We start from the raw sequence: 18,663 nt of genomic DNA on the forward strand, positions 1-18,663 counted from the left end.
GGTGGCGGCGGGCGGGGGTACGGCGCCTCCCCGCCCGCCGCCGGCTGACGGGCCGCCCGTCCCAGGTGTCCCTAGGAGGCCGGCAGTTCCTTGAGCTGGATGTTGCGGAAGGACGTCTGGTCGTCGGCGCCGTGGTTCTGCAGCCCGATGTAGCCGTCCTTCAGGCTGCGCGCCGGGTCCGTGTTGGTGAAGTCGTTGATCTTCACGCCGTTGAGGAAGATCTGCAGACGCTCGCCCTGGACCTTGATCTCATAGTTGTTCCACTGCCCCGGCGGGCGCAGAACCTGGTCCCTGACCTTGACGTTGGCCGACTTGAAGCCGTAGACGGAGCCGGTGGTGCGGTCCGGGGTGTCGGTGGCGTCGATCTGCACCTCGTACCCCTTGTCCACCGCCGACCACGGGTCGTCGGAGGCCGGGAAGCCCACGAACACACCGGAGTTGTCGTCACCGGCGAGCTTCCAGTCCAGCTTCAGGGAGTAGGACTTGAACTCCTTGGCCTGGTACCAGAGCAGGCCCATGCCGCCCTCGGAGCGCAGTTCACCGTCCACGACGTTGAACTTGCCCGGTCCGGCCTGCTTCCAGCCCTCCGTCGTCTTGCCGTTGAAGAGGTCCCGGTAGCCGGTCCTGGGCTTGCAGTCCGCCTTCACCTGGCCGGCCGCGTAGCGCAGTCCGCCGAGCAGGTGCTGACGGAAGGCGGGGTCCGCGTACGACTCCTTGGTGTGGCCGCCGCCGGTGTAGAAGGCCCGGCCGCCCTCGTAGGTCTGGCACCAGGCGATCGGGTGGTCGCCCTTCATGGTGCCGCCCTGGTAGGTGGTCTCGTCCAGGGTGGCGAGGACCCGTGCCTGCTCACGCGGGTTGGTGCGGTAGTTGTACCACTCGTCGGTGCGCTGCCACTCGTCGTCCAGATGGGCGGTCGACGGGTGGTCGTGGTCCTCGACCCGGACGGTCGCGGGCTGGATCTGCGGGTGGCCCTGGAAGTACGCGCCCACCAGACCGCCGTAGAAGGCCCAGTCGTACTCGGTGTCCGCCGCGGCGTGCACACCCATGTAGCCGCCGCCGGTGGCGACATAGTTCTCGAACGCCTTCTGCTGGTCGGCGTTGAGGACATCACCGGTGGTGGAGAGGAAGACCACCGCGTCGTACCGGGCGAGGTTGTTCGTGGTGAACTGGGCGCCCGTCTCGGTGGCGTCGACCTTGATCCCGGTGGTGGCGCCCAGCTCCTTGAGCGCGGCGACACCCTGGGGGATCGAGTCGTGGCGGAACCCGGCGGTCCTGGAGAAGACCAGGACCCGCTTCTCGGTCTTGCCCGGCACCGCCGTGGAGAGCTGGAAGTCGTCCAGGTCGAAGAGCGCTCCCTGGCCGGTGGCGCCCTTGAAGACCAGGAACAGCTCGGTGGTCCTGGTCGGCACGGACCGCAGGGGTACGTCGATGTCCTGGAAGGTCTCCCAGCCTCCGGTGACCGGGACCGGCGCGGAGCCCAGCAGGTTGCCGGTGGCGGAGCCCGTCCGTACCTCAAGGAATCCGCCGGCGCCGCCGGAGGAGATCCGGGCGGTCAGGGTCTTGGACCCGGTCAGGTTGTACGGCGTGAAGGAGATCCAGTCGCCGTCGTCGATGTCTCCGACGGTCTTGCCGCCGTTGGCCGGGGCCTTGTCGTACGTCCTGATGCCGGAGGCGGAGCTGAAGTGCTCGGCCTGCCGGTGGCGCGGCTGGAGCTGCGCCTGGTCGTGGCTGGTGAGCGCCGCCTGGCCGCCGCCTCCGCCGTCGGTGTACTCGGCGTCGATGACTCCGAAGATATTGGCGTTGGGGTCGTGCTCGGTGTCGGCGGGCGCGGTGATCGTGCCCTCGCAGCCGTTGGCCGAGGTGATCGGGTGGCCGTGGCTGTCATGGCCGAGGATGTAGCGGACGATCACCTTCGAGCAGTCGACCGGACCGTCCTCGGGGTCGGTGACCGTGACCTTGAAGGGCAGCGTGTCCCCGAAGTTGAACAGCGTTCCCTCGGCGGGCAGTTCGAGCTTCACCGTGGGCGCGGTGTTGCCCACGACGATCCGTACCGACGCGGTCGCGGTGCGCTCCGTCGGGTCGGTGACGGTGAGCCGTGCGCTGTAGGTGCCGTTCTTCTTGTACGTGTACGTGGGGTTGGCCTCGGTGGAGGTACCGCCGTCACCGAAGTCCCACGCGTAGGTGAGGGCGTCGCCGTCGGGGTCCTCGGTGCCCGCGGAGGAGAAGACCGCCCGCAGCGGGGACTTGCCGGAGGTCTTGTTGACACTGGCCTCGGCGATCGGCGACTTGCCGCCCGTGGAGTTCTCGATGCGGTACAGCGCGGAGTGCTCGTCGCCGCCGAACCAGGACAGGCCGTAGTCGAGGACGTAGAGCGCGCCGTCGGGGCCGAACTCCATGTCCATGACCTGGGTGCCGGTCCACGGGAACGGGTTGATCGAGCCGACCGTGCCGTTCTCGTCCTGCTCGATCCGCTTGATCCACTGGCGGCCGAACTCGCCGGCGAAGAAGTCGCCGTCGTAGGACTCGGGGAACTTCACCGGGGAGTCCAGGTCCGCGTCGTACCGGTAGACCGGGCCGCCGGTCGGCGACTCGGAGCCGGAGCCGAACTCGGGCACGCTGCCGCCGTCGTACGGGATCCACGCGGGCTGCGCCGGCGGGAGGTCCGTCAGTCCGGTGTTGTGGGGCGAGGTGTTCTTCGGTGCCGCGCAGTCGAAGGCGGCGCCGGAGGCCTGCGTCCCGAAGTCGTAGTCGATGTAGGCGTCGTTCTTGCCGGTGCAGTACGGCCAGCCGAAGTTCCCGGCCTCGGTGACCCGGGCGAACTCCACCTGACCGGCCGGGCCGCGGGTCGGCGACGCCGCGCCGGCGTCCGGGCCGTAGTCACCGACGTACACGACACCGGTCTTCTGGTCCACGGAGATGCGGAAGGGGTTGCGGAACCCCATCGCGTAGATCTCGGGCCGCGTCTTCTCGGTGCCCGGGGCGAAGAGGTTGCCCTCCGGGATGGTGTACGAGCCGTCTTCCGCGACCTTGATACGGAGGACCTTGCCACGCAGGTCGTTGGTGTTGCCGGAGCTGCGCTGGGCGTCGAACGCCGGATTGCGGGTGGCCCGTTCGTCGATCGGCGTGTAGCCGTCGGAGGCAAAGGGGTTGGTGTCGTCACCCGTCGACAGATAGAGGTTGCCCTCCGCGTCGAAGGCGATGTCGCCGCCGACATGGCAGCAGGTGCCGCGCGAGGTGGCGACGTCGAGGACCTTCTTCTCGCTCGCCTTGTTGAGGGTGCCGTCCTCGTTGAGCGTGAAGCGCGAGAGGCGGTTGTACCCGTCGAAGGGGGCGAAGTCGGCGGCCGTGCCGTTCTCGGGCGCGTCGCCGGCGGGGGTGTTGAGCTTGGGGGCGTAGAAGAGATAGATCGCCCGGTTCTCGGCGAAGTCGGGGTCGACCCCGACGCCCTGGAGACCTTCCTCGTCATGGTTGTAGACGTCCAGCGTGCCGGCGATGGTGGTGTCGCCGCCGGCGTCGGTGATCCGGAGCGTGCCGTCGCGCGAGGTGTGCAGTACCCGCCGGTCCGGCAGGACGGCGAGCGACATCGGCTCGCCCACCTCGTCGGCGCCCTTCGCGAGGGTCACCTGCTGAAAGCTTTCCGCCGCGGCGTCCGGGTGGTCCGGGTGCGCGGCGGCGGGTACGGCGCTGAGGCTCGAGCCTGCGAGCAGCGCGCCCGTCAGGAGTGCGAGGAGGGTTCTGGCTCTGGGGCGTTTTCTGTGCACGAAAGTCCTCCACAATGGGCTGTTCGTACGTGCTGGTGCCAAGGAGCGCGGTATTCATGAGTCGCGCTCGCCTCCCCGGGGAGGGACCGGGTGCTCGTCCTGCACCGGGTCCCCGGGGGAGGTGGCCACGTCGCCGAAGTGCGCCGTCACATCGGAGACCACCTATGTCCTGTACATCTCAGTGGACCGTAGCTGTGTTCGTCCGGGACCGAAAGACCTTGCGCAGAGGAGAAGTTGTACTTTTTCCTCCCCCAGGACAAAGCGGATTCCGGGCAGGCCGGACCGCCCGGTGGCATGGGGTCACCACCAGGCTCTGCCCGGCCCCGCGGGAGCCGAAGGCGCTACTCCCCGCCGCCGAAGGCCGCGTCGAAGGACGCGGTGGGGGGGTCGAAGTCGAAGCGCTTGAGGTCCCTGAGGGCCTCCGGCGCTCCCGCGAGCCGGTCCATGCCCGCGTCCTCCCACTCGACCGAGATGGGTCCCTCGTACCCGATCGAACGGAGCATCCGGAAGACGTCCTCCCACGGGACGTCGCCGTGGCCCGCCGAGACGAAGTCCCAGCCGCGCCGCGGGTCGCCCCAGGGCAGGTGCGAGCCGAGCCGGCCGTTGCGGCCGTCGAGGCGCTTGCGCGCCTCCTTGCAGTCGACGTGGTAGATCCGGTCCCGGAAGTCGTAAAGGAAGTTGACCGGGTCCAGGTCCTGCCAGACGAAGTGGCTCGGGTCGAAGTTCAGCCCGAACGCGGGCCGGTTGCCGACCGCCTCCAGCGCGCGCTTCGTGGTCCAGTAGTCGTACGCGATCTCGCTGGGGTGCACCTCGTGGGCGAACCGCACGCCCTCGGCGTCGAAGACGTCCAGGATCGGGTTCCACCGCTCCGCGAAGTCCTCGTACCCCCGGTCGATCATGCCGGGCGGTACGGGCGGGAACATCGCGACCAGGTGCCAGATCGAGGAGCCGGTGAAGCCGATGACCGTGTCCACCCCGAAGGCGGCCGCGGCCCTGGCGGTGTCCTTGATCTCGGCGGCGGCGCGCTGCCTGACGCCCTCGGGCTCCCCGTCGCCCCAGATACGGGACGGCAGGATGCCCTGGTGGCGCTCGTCGATGGGGCTGTCGCAGACGGCCTGGCCGACGAGGTGGTTGGAGATCGCCCAGCACTTCAGCCCGTACTTGTCGAGCAACTGGTGGCGGCTGTCCAGATAGCCGGGGTCGGAGAGCGCCTTGTCGACCTCGAAGTGGTCGCCCCAGCAGGCGAGTTCCAGGCCGTCGTAACCGAAGTCACGGGCGTGCCTGCACACCTCCTCCAGGGGCAGATCGGCCCACTGGCCGGTGAACAGCGTGAACGGGCGTGGCATTCGGACCTCCTTCTCTGTATCGCTCTGTGGCTGCGTTGCTCTGTGGTGCTACTACGTCTTCTCTACCTGCTGGGCCGTGTCCATGCCGGTTCACGACGGCGAAGGCACCGGCGTGTACACCGCGTTCTTCGCCGCGCTGTCCTCCACCGCGGCCAGCACCCGCTGCACCTGGAGCCCGTCCGCGAAGGACGGTACGGGGCCGGTCCCGGTGGCGACCGCCTCGACCAGATCGCGGGCCTGGTGGACGAAGGTGTGCTCGTAGCCGAGCGCGTGCCCCGGCGGCCACCAGGCGTCGAGATACGGATGCTCCGGCTCGGTGACCAGGATCCGGCGGAAGCCGGACGAGGGCGCGGGCTCGGTGTGGTCGTGGAACGACAGCTCGTTGAGCCGCTCCAGATCGAAGGCGAGCGAACCGCGCTCGCCGTTGATCTCCAGATGCAGCGCGTTCTTGCGTCCCGCCGCCATGCGGCTGGCCTCGAAGGAGGCCAGCGCGCGCGAGGCCAGCCGGCCGGTGAAGATCGCGGCGTCGTCCACGGTGACCTGGCCGGTCTCGCCGCCGCCGGTCGCGGAGAGCCCCGCCGACGCCCCGCTGACCACCGGCCGTTCCTTGACGAAGGTCTCCGTGAGCGCGGACACCCCGACCAGCAGCTCCCCCGTCAGGAACTGCGCCAGGTCGATGATGTGCGCACCCAGGTCGCCCAGCGCCCCGGAACCCGCGTGCTCGCGTCGGAGCCGCCAGGTCAGCGGGAACTCCGGATCGACCAGCCAGTCCTGGAGATAGGTGACCCGGACATGCCGCAGCGTGCCGAGCCGGCCCTCCTGGATGAGCTGCCTGGCGTACGAGACCGCGGGCACCCGGCGGTAGTTGAAGCCGACCATGGCGAGCTGGCCGCGCTCCCTCGCCGCCTCGGCGGCCCTGACCATGGCCTCGGCCTCGGCCACCGAGTTGGCGAGGGGCTTCTCGCACAGCACGTGCTTGCCCGCCTCCAGCGCGGCGATGGCGATCTCCGCATGGCTGTCCCCGGGGGTGCAGACATCGACCACCTGCACATCGTCGCGCTCGATGAGCCGCCGCCAGTCGGTCTCGGCGGCGGCCCAGCCGTGTCTGTCCGCCGCGGCCCGTACCGCGCTCTCGTCACGCCCGCAGATCGCGGCGAGCACGGGCCGCATCGGCAGGTCGAAGACATGTCCCGCGGTGCGCCACCCCTGCGAGTGGGCGGCGCCCATGAACGCGTATCCGACCATGCCGATACCGAGTGCGGGTGGCGCACCGGCCTCTTTCTCCGACGCTTCGGGGGTCATACGGAGTACTCCTCGTCTGTCGCTGGTGGGGGCGGCCGCTGTCGGACCGGTCAGCTAAAGCCCGTAGGCAGGTACTGGTCGACATTCTCCTTGTCGACAACGGCCGAGTAGCACGTGACCGAGACCGGGATCTCCAGCTCGGCCAGACCGCTGACGCCCTTGGACTGGCCCAGCGCGCGGGCCAGGTCGATGGCGGAGGCGGCCATGGTGGGCGGGTAGAGCACGGTGGCCTTGAGCACGCTGTTGTCGGCCTTGATGGCGTCCATCGCCGACTTGGCGCCGGCGCCGCCGACCATCAGGAAGCCGTCGCGGCCCGCCTGCTGGATGGCGCGCAGCGCGCCGACACCCTGGTCGTCGTCGTGGTTCCACAGGGCGTCGAAGCTGGCCTGGGCCTGGAGGAGCTGGGCCATCTTGGCCTGGCCCGACTCGACGGTGAAGTCGGCCGCCTGGCGGGCGACCTTCTTGATGTTCGGGAAGTTCTTCAGGGCGTCGTCGAAGCCCTTGGTGCGCTGCTGGGTCAGCTCCAGGTTGTCGAGACCGGCCAGCTCGATGACGGTGGCGTTCGGCTTGTCCTTGAGCTTCTCGCCGATGTAGTTGCCGGCGCTGACGCCCATGCCGTAGTTGTCGCCACCGACCCAGCAGCGGTACGCCTGCGGGTCGGCGAAGATCCGGTCCAGGTTGATGACCGGGATACCGGCGCGCATGGCCTTGAGGCCGACCTGGGTGAGCGCCTTGCCGTCGGCCGGCAGGATCACCAGGACGTCGACCTTCTTGTTGATCAGCGTCTCGACCTGGCCGATCTGGGCGGCGGTGTCGTTGGAGCCCTCGGTGATGTCCAGCGTCACCTCCGAGTACTTCGCCGCACGCGACTTGGCGTTCTCGTTGATCGCGTTGAGCCAGCCGTGGTCGGCCTGGGGGCCCGCGAAACCGATGGTGACGGGCGTGCCGGGCTTGTCGTCCGCGGCGGCCGGCTGGCTGTTGGCCGCCGGCTCCTTCTTCTCGGGCTCATTGCTGGTACAGGCGGTGAGGAGGGCACCCGCGGAGATGGCGGCGGTGCCGAAGAGCAGCCCTCTGCGGCTCGTTTCTGGCATGGCGGTTCAACCCTTCAGGATAGGGCGGTACAGGGAAAGCGGGTGCGAGACCGGAAGTCAGGCCTCGCCGTTGCGCATGGTGCGGCGCTGGACCAGTACGGCGGCGACGATGATGGCGCCCTTCGCGATCTGCTGGACATCGCTCTGGAGATTGTTGAGCGCGAAGATATTGGTGATCGTGGTGAAGACCAGAACACCGAGGACGGAGCCGACGATGGTGCCGCGGCCGCCGCTGAGCAGGGTGCCGCCGATGATCGCGGCGGCGATGGCGTCCAGCTCGTACAGGTTTCCGTTGGTGTTCTGTCCCGAGCCGGCCAGGATGATCAGCAGGAAGGCCGCGATACCGCAGCAGAGCCCGGAGAGCAGATAGAGATAGAGCCGCTGGCGCCGTACGTCGATACCGGCGAGCCTGGCGGCCTCGGCGTTGCCGCCGACGGCGACGGTGCGCCGCCCGAAGGTCGTACGGTTCAGCACCAGCCAGCCGATCACCGTGACGGCCGCGAAGACCAGCACGAGCGGCGGGACGCCCAGGACGTACGAGTCGGGTATGCCGAGATCGAGCACCGAGTTCACGGTGACGATCTGGGTCTTGCCCTCGGTGATCTGGAGGGCGAGGCCCCGGGCGGAGGCCAGCATCGCGAGGGTGGCGATGAACGGCACCATCCCGCCGTACGCGATGAGCAGCCCGTTCACCAGACCGCAGCCCAGACCGACCACCACCGCGGTGAACAGGATGCCGGCGAAGCCGTACTGCTGGGTGGCGAGCGTGGTCGCCCAGACCGAGGAGAGGGCCACGATGGCGCCGACCGACAGGTCGATGCCGCCGCTGGTGATCACAAAGGTCATGCCGACCGTGACCACACCGATGACCGAGGCCTGGGTGAGGACGAGCTGGAGGTTGTTGGTGTCCAGGAACTGCTCGGGCTTGGTGATGCCGCCGACCACGATCAGCGCGGCGAGCACCCCGAGCAGCGAGAGGTTACGGACGTCGAGACGCAGCCCGAGGCTTCGCCAACCGCCCTTCTCCTCCGCGGACTTGGCTGTGGACGCGGACAGGACGGGCGGCTCGGGCGCGGCTTCGGGCCCGCCCTGCTGTGCCTCGGAGGCAGGCTGTTTCATGGCGTCGGGCTCCCTTCCATCACAAGGTCGAGTACACGGTGCTCGTCGAGCTCCTGGGCGGGCGCCCGGTGGACGACCCGGCCCTCCCGGAGCACCAGCACCCGGTCGGCGAGGCCCAGTACTTCGGGGACCTCGCTGGAGACGAGCAGCACGGCGAGGCCTTCGTCGGCCAGCCGGCGGATCACGGCGTACAGCTCGGCGCGGGCGCCGACGTCGACGCCCCGGGTGGGTTCGTCGAGCAGCAGGACCCGGCAGCCGCGGAGCAGCCAGCGGGCGAGGACCGCCTTCTGCTGGTTGCCGCCGGAGAGGGTGCGGATCCGGGCCTCGGGGTTGTCGGGGCGCAGGGAGAGTTCCCTGGTGGCCTTCCTGGCCGCGGTCCGCTCGGCCGAGCGGTCGAGCCAGCCGATCCGCGCGAACCGCGGGAGCGAGGACACCGACACATTGCGGGTGACCGATTCGAGCATCAGCAGGGCCTGGGCCTTGCGCTCCTCGGGCGCCAGACCGAGTCCCGCGCGGACGGCGGAGGGTACGCTGCCGGGCCGCAGCGGGGCGCCGCCGACGAGGACACGCCCCGCGGTGGGCTTGCGCGCCCCGTAGATGGTCTCCAGGATCTCGGAGCGTCCCGAGCCCACGAGCCCCGCGAGTCCAACGATCTCGCCGGGCCGCAGTTCGAGGTCGACCGGCTCGAACTCCCCGGTCCTGGTGAGGCCTTCGACCCGCAGTACGGGCTCGGCGTCGGCGGAGGGGGGCGCGGCGGGCCGCTCGGGGAAGACGTACTCGACGTTGCGGCCGGTCATCAGGGCGACGACCTCGCGCGTCGGGGTCTCCTTCGCCGGCAGCGCGACGGCCACCGTACGGCCGTCCTTGATGACGGTGACCCGGTCGCCGATGCGCCGGATCTCCTCCAGCCGGTGGGAGATGTAGATGACGGCCACACCGTCGGCGGTCAGGGTGGAGACGACCCGGAAGAGGTTGTCGACCTCGTCGGGGTCGAGGGCGGCGGACGGTTCGTCCATCACGATGAGCCGTACGTCGTGGGAGAGCGCGCGGGCCATGGACACGATCTGCTGCTGGGCGGCGGAGAGTTCACCGACGGGCGTGTGCGCCTGGATCTCGGGGTGGCCGAGCCGCTTGAGCAGCGCGGTCGCCGCGGCCCTGGCCTCCCGGCCCTTGATGACGAAGCCGGCGCTGGTGGGCTCATGGCCGAGGAAGATGTTCTCGGCGACGGACAGGCCCTCGACCAGGTCGAGTTCCTGGTAGATGGTCGCGATGCCCAGCCGCATGGCGGCGATGGGCGACTTGAGTGTGACCGCTTCGCCCCGCCAGGTGATCACTCCGCCGTCGGGCTGGTGGGCCCCGGCGAGCACCTTGATGAGGGTGGACTTGCCGGCGCCGTTCTGGCCGAGCAGGCAGTGGACCTCGCCCGCCTGGACCTCCAGGTCCACACCGTCGAGCGCGCGGACACCGGGAAACGTCTTGATGATGCCGGACATGGTGAGCAGAAGGGTTTCTGGTGGTGCTGGTGCCATGGCGTATCCCCTCGGCGGATGCGGCCCGCCCCGCGGGCAGGACTGGACAAGGGCAGGGCGGAGCCAGGTGCGGCGGCGCTGTGATGGGTGGTGTGCGGCTCGTACGGGTGCTGCGGCTCGCGGGAGCGCAGCGACTTCGGATGCGGGTGCGGCTCGTACGGGGTGGTGCGGGTGGTACGGCTCGTGCTGGTCGTTCGGGTGGTGCGTCCGGTCCGGTACGGGGTGGTGCCCGGCGGTGCAGGGGTGCCGGTGGGGCGGCTCGTACGGGTGGTGCCCGGCGGTGCTGGTGGTGCGGCTCTTGCGGGTGGCGCGGCTCGTGCGGGTGGTGCGGTTCGTACGGGGTGGTGCGGTGGTGCCCGGTGGTGCGTGGTGCGGTACCGGCCTAGGCCGGTGAGAACAGGTGGTCGCTGATGAGCCGGGCCGCGCCGGTGACCCCGGCGGTCGGGCCCAACTCGCCCAGGACTATGGGGAGATTGCCGGTGGCCAGCGGCAGCGACTGCCGGTAGACCTGGGTACGCACGCTGGCCAGCAGCGTGTGGCCGAGGCCGGTCACCCCGCCGCCGATCACGACCAGCGCCGGGTTGAAGAAGCTGACGAGTCCGGCGATCACCTGGCCGACCCGGTTCCCGCCCTCGCGGATGAGGTCGAGCGCGGTGGGGTCTCCGGCGGCCGCCGCCGCGGCGACATCCACCGCGGTCAGCCGGCCCGACTCCTCCAGCCGGGCGGCCAGTTCGGGCGAGCGCCCGGTGCGCGCCGCGTCCTCGGCGTCACGGGCGAGCGCGGCGCCGCTGAAGTAGGCCTCCAGACAGCCCTTGTTGCCACAGGCGCAGGCACGGCCGTCCGCCACGACCTGGATATGGCCGATGTCCCCGGCGCTGCCGGTCGTACCGCGGTAGACCTCGCCGCCGACGACGATGCCGCAGCCGATACCGGTGCCGATCTTGATGCAGAGGAAGTCCCCCGCGGAGCGCGCGACGCCCGCGTGCTGCTCCCCCATCGCCATCAGGTTCACATCGTTGTCGACCATGACGGGGCAGCCCAGCTCCTGGCTGAGGGCCTCCCGTACCGGAAAGCCGTCCCAGCCGGGCATGATCGGCGGCGCGACGGGCACGCCCTCGGGGAAGCGGACAGGACCGGGGACACCGATCCCCGCCCCGTCGAACTCCTCGGCGAGCCCGGTGACCTTGAGCTTGGCCGCCATGGCGAGCACCTGCTCGAAGATGGCGACGGGCCCTTCGCGGACGTCCATGGGGTGGTTGAGATGCCCCAGCACCTCCAGCTCGGCGTTGGTCACGGCCACATCGATGGATGTGGCGCCGATGTCGACCCCGAGGAAGCGCAGGGCGGGCGCCAGCCGGATGTTGTGGGAACGCCGGCCGCCGCGCGAGGCGGCGAGTCCGTCGGCGACGACCAGTCCGGTCTCCAGCAGACGGTCCACCTCGACGGCGAGCTTGGAGCGCGACAGGTCCACCTGGTCGCCGAGCTGCGCGCGGGAGTTGGGCCCACCGTCGCGCAGCAGTCTGAGCAGTCGCGCCTGATGGGCGTTCGCGGGTCGTGCCGTCATGCGTCTCACGCGCCCCTCCCCGCCTTCTCGGCCATGTTTGCCGGGCTTTCGAGGGAACGTAGCAGCGCTTGCCCTCAGTGGGAAGAAGTTGAGCGGGAATCCGTCCCAACTTTCTCCACACCGAGGACAAAGCTGTTTTTTGGCATGCCTTTTGGGACCCCGTGGGGCCTTGTGTCCGTCTTTTCGTGCCTGTTACCGCTCGCCTCGACTGTGCCGAATGCCCGAGAAGCGCCGAGGACCCGCTACTCGCCGGTGAAAGCCCGCGCCCCGGCCGGTCAGGAGGGCCGGGACGGTGACTGGGTGCGGTGGTGGTAGGTCGTACGGGTGTGCTCGGTGTGCGCCTTCATCACCTCGACCGCGCGCCTCTCGTCCCTCGTCGCGATCGCGGCGATCAGCTCCCGGTGCTCGATCCAGGACTGTTTGCCTCGCTGCCGGGCGACCGGCGTGTAGTACCAGCGCACCCGGCGGTCCACTCTCGCGGCCAGTTCGGCCAGTACGAGATTGCCCGCCAACTCCATCACCTTGGCATGGAAGGCCGCGTTGGTGGCGACCGTCAGATCGACATCGTCGTCCGCCACGGACTGCTCCCCCTGGGCGCACAGCGCCTCCAGCGCGGCGATCCCGGCCGAGCCGGAGTTGGCGGCGGCGAGCCGGGCGGCCTCCGCCTCCAGAAGCGTACGGACCGAGAGCAACTGGTCCGCCTCCTCCTCGGTCGGCTCATGGACGAAGGCGCCCTGGGCCGGACGCAGATCCACCCAGCCCTCGGTGTTGAGCCGCTGGAGCGCCTCGCGCACCGGCTGCCGGGAGACACCGAGATGGCCCGCCAGCTCGCTCTCCACGAGATGCTGGCCCGGCTGGAGCTGCCTGATCGTTATGAGTTCGAGCAGGGCTTCGTACACACGCTCACGCAGCGGACCAGGTCGTTCGAGCTTGGGTACGGCCCCTTGTGCCAGTTTCGCGGACAACATCGCGGGTCCCCCTCTTGGCCGGCGGTGTCAATGACAGTAGCGACTCACTTCAAGACATTGGCTATCGTCTACAGTCTACGAGAACGGCCGGAACTATGGGCACCGGATCACCTGGCCCGCATAGGACAGGTTCCCCCCGAAACCGAAAAGCAATGCTGGGGCCCCGGATTCGACCTCTCGCCGGTCCACGAGCTTGGACAGGGCCATGGGGATCGAGGCGGCGGACGTGTTACCCGATACCACGACATCCCGGGCGATGACGGCGTTGATCGCGCCGATCTTCTGGGCGACGGGCTCGATGATCCGCAGGTTCGCCTGGTGGAGTACGACCGCGGCCAGATCCTCGGGAGCGAGCCCCGCCCGCTCGCAGACCTTCCGTGCGATCGGCGGCAACTGGGTGGTGGCCCAGCGGTAGACGGACTGGCCCTCCTGGGCGAACCGGGACGGAGTGCCCTCGATCCGTACGGCATGTCCCATCTCCGGCACCGAGCCCCAGAGCACCGGGCCGATCCCCGGCTCCCCGGCGGTCTCGTCCGCCACGACCACCGCCGCGCCCGCGCCGTCCCCGACCAGCACACAGGTGGAACGATCCGCCCAGTCGGTGACCGCGGTCATCTTGTCCGCGCCGATCACCAGCACCCGGGCCGCGGAGCCGGCTCGCACGGCGTGGTCGGCGGTGGCCAGGGCATGGGTGAAGCCCGCGCAGACCACATTGAGGTCCATCACCGCGGGCGAGCCCATGGAGAGCCGGGCGGCGACCCGGGCGGCCGTGTTCGGCGAGCGGTCGACGGCGGTGGAGGTGGCGACGAGTACGAGATCGATGTCCGCCGGGGTGAGTCCGGCGGCGGCGAGCGCCTTGGCGCCCGCCTGCGCGGCCAGTTCGTCCACGGGCTCGTCGGGACCGGCGACATGGCGGGTCCTGATGCCGACGCGGCTGCTGATCCACTCGTCACTCGTGTCGACGATGGCCGCCAGATCATGATTGGTGAGCACCTTGGCGGGCTGATAGTGCCCGAGCGCGGCGATACGAGTGCCGGTCATGCCCGGGACCCCCTCTGCTGTCGACGTCAGGAGTGCTCCAGTCTTGTCAGCGACTCACCGGTAACGGGGCAGGTGATCCGACAGGATTCACCGGCTCCGCTTGGAGAGTCCCGATCAACCGGCCCCGGGAGACCGGCCCGCCCGACCGGATTCCCGGCCGGGCAGGGGCCCTAGGCCCTGTCAGCCGGTGAAGAGCTGCTTGGCCTTGAGGACCAGTTCGTACACACCGTACGCGAGCGGGAGTCCCACCCAAAGCCAGGCGAAAATGATCAGACCGGTACGCCGGGGTGTCTCAAGCGGCCCGGTCCCGGGCGTCGTGCTGCTGTTCGTCGGCGAGCTGGTCATCCGCTTCCTCCTTCGAGGCGTTCGGGGTGGGGACGTGGTGGCGGGGGTTGACGGGCCTGACGAGTTCATTGGCGACGAAGCCGACGACCAGCAGGCCGATCATGATGGTGAAGGACAGTCCGTACAGTCCTGAGCCGCTCCTGCCGGCCGCTTCCTGGCTGTCCGCGACCCCGTTGACGATGAGCGGGCCGAGGACGCCCGCGGTCGACCACGCGGTGAGCAGCCGGCCGTGGATGGCGCCGACCTGGTAGGTGCCGAAGAGGTCCTTGAGGTACGCGGGGATCGTCGCGAAGCCGCCTCCGTAGAAGGAGAGGATCACCAGCGCGCAGAGCACGAACAGCGGCTTGGCGGTGTCGCCGAACAGCGCGATCAGCAGATACATCACCGCGCCCACGCCCAGATAGACGCGGTACATGTTCTTGCGGCCGATCAGGTCCGAGGTGGACGACCAGCCGATGCGCCCGGCCATGTTGGCGGCGGAGAGCAGCGCCACGAAGCCGGCCGCGGCCGACACGGAGACCGGGGTGTCCGTCTTCGCGAAGAAGTCGGTGATCATCGGGGCGGCCTTCTCCAGGATCCCGATGCCCGCGGTGACGTTCATGCAGAGCACGACCCACAGGCACCAGAACTGGGGGGTGCGCACGGCGGAGCGCGCCGAGACCTGGGCGGTCGAGATCAGCGCGCCCGCGGCGGGCCGCGCCGTGCCCTGGGAGGGCCGGTCGCCGGGCCTCGGCACCCTGACCAGCAGCACGCCGAGCGACATGAACACCGCGTACACCAGACCGTGCGTCAGGAAGGCGAGCGCGATGCCGCCGCTGTCCGTCCCGTACGACTCCAGCATCTGCGCGGACCACGGCGAGGCGATGAGGGCGCCGCCGCCGAAGCCCATGATGGCGATGCCGGTGGCCATGCCGGGCCGGTCGGGGAACCACTTGATCAGGGTGGAGACCGGGGAGATGTAGCCGATGCCGAGGCCTATGCCGCCGACGAATCCGTAGCCGAAGACGATCAGCCAGTACTGCTCGGTGGCGGCGCCGAGCGCGGCGAGCAGAAAGCCCGAGGAGAAACAGCAGAGGGCGACGGTCATCGCCCAGCGAGGCCCGTTGCGTTCGACGAGGGTGCCGCCGAACGCGGCCGACAGGCCCAGCATGACGATGCCGAGCTGGAAGGGGAGAGCGCTCGCGGTGCCGGAGAGACCGAGTGCGGATTCAAGAGCGGGTTTGAACACACTCCAGGCATAGGCCTGGCCGATCGAGAGGTGCACCGACAGCGCGGCGGGGGGCACCAGCCAGCGGCTCCAGCCGGCGGGTGCGAGTGGTGGGGTCATGGTCGCGAACTCTAGGAACCGACCAGCCGGTAGGGAAGATCCCTTTGAAGATCCGGGGCGGAGTTTGCCGACTGCATACCGAACGGGAGCCTTGTCGACCAGAACTCCATACTGTAGACAATATATCGCCCATCCGGGTGCGAGCAACAGAGTGTGACCCTTCCCTCGGTCCCCCTCAAACCGAACGGAGAGCCCCACCGTGAAAGTCGCAGTTGTCGGCGCCGGAGCGATCGGCGCCTATGTCGGAGCAGCCCTCGATCGAGCGGGCGCCGACGTTCATCTCATCGCCCGTGGGCCGCATCTCGCAGCCATGAGAGAGCACGGAGTCAGGGTGCTCAGCCCTCGCGGCGATTTCACCGCGCGGGTGCACGCCACCGACCGGCCCGAGGACATCGGTCCGGTCGACTATGTGTTCCTCGGCCTGAAGGCGAATTCGTACGCGGCGTGCGGGCCGCTTGTGACTCCGCTGTTCAAGGAGAACACCGCGGTGATCGCCGCTCAGAACGGCATCCCCTGGTGGTATTTCCACGGCCATGGCGGTCCGCATGACGGCCGCCGGGTCGAGAGTGTGGATCCGCTCGGTTCCGTCAGTGCCGTACTGCCGCCCGAGCGTGCCATCGGATGCGTGGTCTACGCCGCGACGGAACTGGAGGGTCCGGGCGTCGTCCGGCACCTCGAAGGAACCCGGTTCTCCATCGGCGAACCCAACCGTTCGGTGTCGCCGAGGTGTCTGGAATTCAGCGAAGCAATGCGGACGGGCGGCCTCAAATGCCCCGTCGAGCCCGAGTTGCGCCATGACATCTGGATCAAGCTCCTCGGCAATATCTCCTTCAACCCGATCAGCGCCCTCACCAGGGCCACCATGCGGGAGATGTGCCTGCACTCCAGCACCCGCCAGGTCATCGAGCACATGATGTCCGAGACCCTGGCCGTCGCGGAGGCGCTGGGCTGCCGCCCGGACATCTCCATCGAGAAGCGGCTGGCGGGGGCCGAGCGGGTGGGCGACCACCGCACGTCCACGCTCCAGGACCTGGAGAAGGGCAAACCGCTGGAGCTGGACGTCCTGCTCGCCGCCGTGGTCGAGCTGGCAGAGTTCACCGGGGTGCCGGTTCCCACGCTCCGCACGGTGGAAGCGATCTCGGATCTGCTGGCTCGCGGGGCGGCCGCCTGATCCCGCACGGCCCTACCTGATCCCCGCTCGCGACAGGCGGGTACGCGTCAATTCCCTTACGAGGGGTTCCCACGCGTACCCGCCCTCTGAATACTGTATGCAATGGGCGCGGCCAGTTGGCCCTCACTCATGAGGAGAGCGCGGCGTGAAGAAGCGAGACCGGACACCGAAGACATATGCCCGTATCACCTATCCGATGGTGCGGGACGAGAAGGGCGGCCCTCTCCGCAGGGCGAGCTGGGACGAGGCGCTGGACCGGGCCGCGCAAGGCCTTGGCGCCGCGCGCGGAGCGTTCGGGATGTTCTCGTGCGCACGCGCGACCAATGAGATGAACTACGTGGCGCAGAAGTTCGCCCGCGTGGTCATGGGCACCAACAATGTGGATTCCTGCAACAGGACCTGTCACGCGCCCAGTGTGGCCGGGCTCTCCGCGGTCTTCGGATCCGGTGGCGGCACTTCCTCGTACGGCGAGGTCGACCACACCGATCTGATCGTGATGTGGGGCTCCAACGCGCGATTCGCGCACCCGATCTTCTTCCAGCACGTGCTGCGGGGAATCAGGAACGGCGCGCGGATGTACGCCGTCGACCCCCGCCGTACCTCCACCGCGGAATGGGCGGAGAGCTGGCTCGGGCTGAATGTCGGTACGGACATTCCGCTGGCCCATGCGGTCGGTCGCGAGATCATCCACGCGGGACTGCACAATGTGTCGTTCATCGAGCGGGCGACCACCGGCTTCGAGGAGTACGCGGCCGAGGTCGAGCCCTGGACCCTCTCGGTCGCCGAGAAGGTGACGGGCGTTCCGGCGGAGGCCATTCGCGACCTGGCCCATGCCTACGCCCGCGCCGAGCGCGCGCAGCTCTGCTGGACCCTGGGCATCACCGAGCACCACAACGGCACCGACAACGTACGGGCGCTGATCAACCTCGCCCTGCTCACCGGGCATGTCGGCCGGTACGGCTCGGGGGTGCAGCCGCTGCGCGGCCAGAACAACGTGCAGGGCGGCGGCGACATGGGCGCCATCCCCAACCGACTTCCCGGCTTCCAGGACATCCTGGAGGAGGGCGTGCGCCAGAAGTTCGAGACCGCCTGGGACACCGTCATCCAGCCCCAGTACGGGATGACCCTGACGGCCATGTTCGAGGCGATGGAGACCGGCGACCTCAAAGCCGTCTACTGCATCGGTGAGAACCCCGCCCAGTCCGAGGCGGACAGCGAGCAGGCCGTCGAGCGCATGAAACAGCTCGACTACCTGGTGGTGCAGGACATCTTCCTCACCAAGACCGCCGAACTCGCCGATGTGGTCCTGCCCGCCACGGCCGCCTGGGCCGAGACCGACGGCACCACCACCAACAGCGAGCGCCGGGTCCAGCGGGTCCGCAAGGCCGTCGAGCCGCCGGGCGAGGCCCGCGAGGACATCGACATCATCTGCGATCTGGCGGGCCGCCTCGGGCACCCCTGGAAGTACGCGGACGCCGAGTCGGTCTGGAACGAGCTGCGTTCGGTCTCCCCCGACCACTACGGGATGAGCTATGAGCGGCTGGAGGAGCACCAGGGAATCCAGTGGCCGTGCCCCGACACGGAGAAGCTCGAACCCACCTATCTGCACGGCCGGCTGTGGGAGGCGGACCCCGCCAAGCGCGGCAGGCTCGCGCCGTTCGGCATCGTCAAGCACGACCCGCCGGTCGATCTGACGGATGATCAGTTCCCGATCAGGCTCACCACGGGCCGTCGGCTCGACTCGTACAACACCGGTGTGCAGAGCGGGAGTTTCGCCTCCCCGCTGCGGCGCGGCGAGTATGTGGAGCTGTGCCCGGAGGACGCCGAGCGGTACGGAGTGACGGTCGGCGAGGAGGTACGGATCAGCTCCCGGCGCGGCACCGTCCAGGCACCGGTCTGGATCGACCCGGGACTGCGGCCGGGACTGGCCTTCATGACCATGCACTTCCCGGACGAGGTGGACACCAACCAGCTCACCATCGAGGCCAATTGCCCGATCGCGGGCACCGCCGAGTTCAAGGCGTCGGCCATCCGGATCGAGAAGCTGCCCGTGACCAGCACCGCGTCCCTGTCCGCGTCCGCGTGAGGAGCTGAACATC

At 69.2% G+C, this 18,663-nt stretch carries 13 protein-coding genes; 2 read left to right on the top strand and 11 right to left on the bottom strand.

Annotated elements, in window-relative coordinates:
- Positions 1-71: 71 nt before the first annotated feature.
- From WH07_RS23680 to WH07_RS23725, 11 genes are all read right to left on the bottom strand, one after another.
- A complete protein-coding gene (locus tag WH07_RS23680) occupies positions 72-3,761 on the bottom strand; it encodes a ThuA domain-containing protein (protein WP_046503612.1) in 3,690 nt (1,229 codons plus the stop codon).
- Between the two features lie 341 nt (positions 3,762-4,102).
- Positions 4,103-5,107 (bottom strand): sugar phosphate isomerase/epimerase family protein, encoded by a 1,005-nt coding sequence (locus WH07_RS23685; RefSeq protein WP_046503615.1) that lies wholly within the window; start codon positions 5,105-5,107, stop codon positions 4,103-4,105.
- Positions 5,108-5,197: 90 nt separating this feature from the next.
- Positions 5,198-6,409, bottom strand: coding sequence for a Gfo/Idh/MocA family protein (locus tag WH07_RS23690; protein WP_046503618.1), 1,212 nt, complete (start codon positions 6,407-6,409; stop codon positions 5,198-5,200).
- A gap of 50 nt (positions 6,410-6,459) precedes the next feature.
- Entirely contained in the window at positions 6,460-7,500 is a 1,041-nt protein-coding gene (locus WH07_RS23695; RefSeq protein ID WP_046503620.1) for a substrate-binding domain-containing protein, read from the bottom strand.
- Positions 7,501-7,557: 57 nt separating this feature from the next.
- Positions 7,558-8,619 carry an ABC transporter permease gene (locus WH07_RS23700; protein WP_198533877.1) on the bottom strand — a complete coding sequence of 354 codons (1,062 nt, stop codon included), beginning with the start codon at positions 8,617-8,619 and terminating at the stop codon, positions 7,558-7,560.
- Positions 8,616-10,148 carry a sugar ABC transporter ATP-binding protein gene (locus WH07_RS23705; protein WP_079023499.1) on the bottom strand — a complete coding sequence of 511 codons (1,533 nt, stop codon included), beginning with the start codon at positions 10,146-10,148 and terminating at the stop codon, positions 8,616-8,618. Before WH07_RS23705 ends, WH07_RS23700 begins: the two co-directional genes overlap by 4 nt.
- A 382-nt stretch (positions 10,149-10,530) precedes the next feature.
- Positions 10,531-11,712 (bottom strand): ROK family transcriptional regulator, encoded by a 1,182-nt coding sequence (locus WH07_RS23710; protein ID WP_046503625.1) that lies wholly within the window; start codon positions 11,710-11,712, stop codon positions 10,531-10,533.
- A 275-nt stretch (positions 11,713-11,987) separates the two neighbouring features.
- The gene (locus WH07_RS23715) at positions 11,988-12,680 is read right to left on the bottom strand and encodes a GntR family transcriptional regulator (RefSeq protein ID WP_046503628.1); all 693 of its coding nucleotides are present in this window, start codon (positions 12,678-12,680) and stop codon (positions 11,988-11,990) included.
- A 93-nt stretch (positions 12,681-12,773) separates the two neighbouring features.
- Entirely contained in the window at positions 12,774-13,721 is a 948-nt protein-coding gene (locus WH07_RS23720; RefSeq protein WP_046503630.1) for a beta-ketoacyl-ACP synthase III, read from the bottom strand.
- 180 nt (positions 13,722-13,901) lie between these two features.
- Complete coding sequence (locus WH07_RS40485; protein WP_198533878.1) at positions 13,902-14,066, bottom strand: MFS transporter small subunit; 165 nt, start codon at positions 14,064-14,066, stop codon at positions 13,902-13,904.
- Positions 14,014-15,393: an OFA family MFS transporter gene (locus WH07_RS23725; RefSeq protein ID WP_046503634.1), complete on the bottom strand. Its 1,380-nt coding sequence runs from the start codon at positions 15,391-15,393 to the stop codon at positions 14,014-14,016. The genes WH07_RS40485 and WH07_RS23725 overlap by 53 nt, the downstream gene beginning before the upstream one ends.
- A gap of 199 nt (positions 15,394-15,592) precedes the next feature.
- Here WH07_RS23725 and WH07_RS23730 point away from each other — a divergent pair, with 199 nt between their 5' ends.
- Both WH07_RS23730 and WH07_RS23735 read left to right on the top strand, forming a co-directional pair.
- Positions 15,593-16,564 carry a 2-dehydropantoate 2-reductase gene (locus WH07_RS23730; RefSeq protein ID WP_046503637.1) on the top strand — a complete coding sequence of 324 codons (972 nt, stop codon included), beginning with the start codon at positions 15,593-15,595 and terminating at the stop codon, positions 16,562-16,564.
- Positions 16,565-16,709: 145 nt separating this feature from the next.
- A complete protein-coding gene (locus tag WH07_RS23735; RefSeq protein WP_046503641.1) occupies positions 16,710-18,650 on the top strand; it encodes a molybdopterin oxidoreductase family protein in 1,941 nt (646 codons plus the stop codon).
- The last annotated feature ends 13 nt before the right edge of the window (positions 18,651-18,663 follow it).

Origin of the sequence: Streptomyces odonnellii (assembly GCF_000981895.1) — a bacterium.
GTDB lineage: Bacteria > Actinomycetota > Actinomycetes > Streptomycetales > Streptomycetaceae > Streptomyces > Streptomyces odonnellii.

Excerpts from the sequence above, each read along its gene's own strand:
- WH07_RS23715 (WP_046503628.1), bottom strand. The coding sequence starts at position 12,680 with ATGTTGTCCGCGAAACTGGCACAAGGGGCCGTACCCAAGCTCGAACGA.
- WH07_RS23685 (WP_046503615.1), bottom strand. The coding sequence starts at position 5,107 with ATGCCACGCCCGTTCACGCTGTTCACCGGCCAGTGGGCCGATCTGCCC.
- WH07_RS23710 (WP_046503625.1), bottom strand. The coding sequence starts at position 11,712 with ATGACGGCACGACCCGCGAACGCCCATCAGGCGCGACTGCTCAGACTG.
- WH07_RS23725 (WP_046503634.1), bottom strand. The coding sequence starts at position 15,393 with ATGACCCCACCACTCGCACCCGCCGGCTGGAGCCGCTGGCTGGTGCCC.
- WH07_RS40485 (WP_198533878.1), bottom strand. The coding sequence starts at position 14,066 with ATGACCAGCTCGCCGACGAACAGCAGCACGACGCCCGGGACCGGGCCG.
- WH07_RS23695 (WP_046503620.1), bottom strand. The coding sequence starts at position 7,500 with ATGCCAGAAACGAGCCGCAGAGGGCTGCTCTTCGGCACCGCCGCCATC.
- WH07_RS23700 (WP_198533877.1), bottom strand. The coding sequence starts at position 8,619 with ATGAAACAGCCTGCCTCCGAGGCACAGCAGGGCGGGCCCGAAGCCGCG.
- WH07_RS23690 (WP_046503618.1), bottom strand. The coding sequence starts at position 6,409 with ATGACCCCCGAAGCGTCGGAGAAAGAGGCCGGTGCGCCACCCGCACTC.
- WH07_RS23705 (WP_079023499.1), bottom strand. The coding sequence starts at position 10,148 with ATGGCACCAGCACCACCAGAAACCCTTCTGCTCACCATGTCCGGCATC.
- WH07_RS23720 (WP_046503630.1), bottom strand. The coding sequence starts at position 13,721 with ATGACCGGCACTCGTATCGCCGCGCTCGGGCACTATCAGCCCGCCAAG.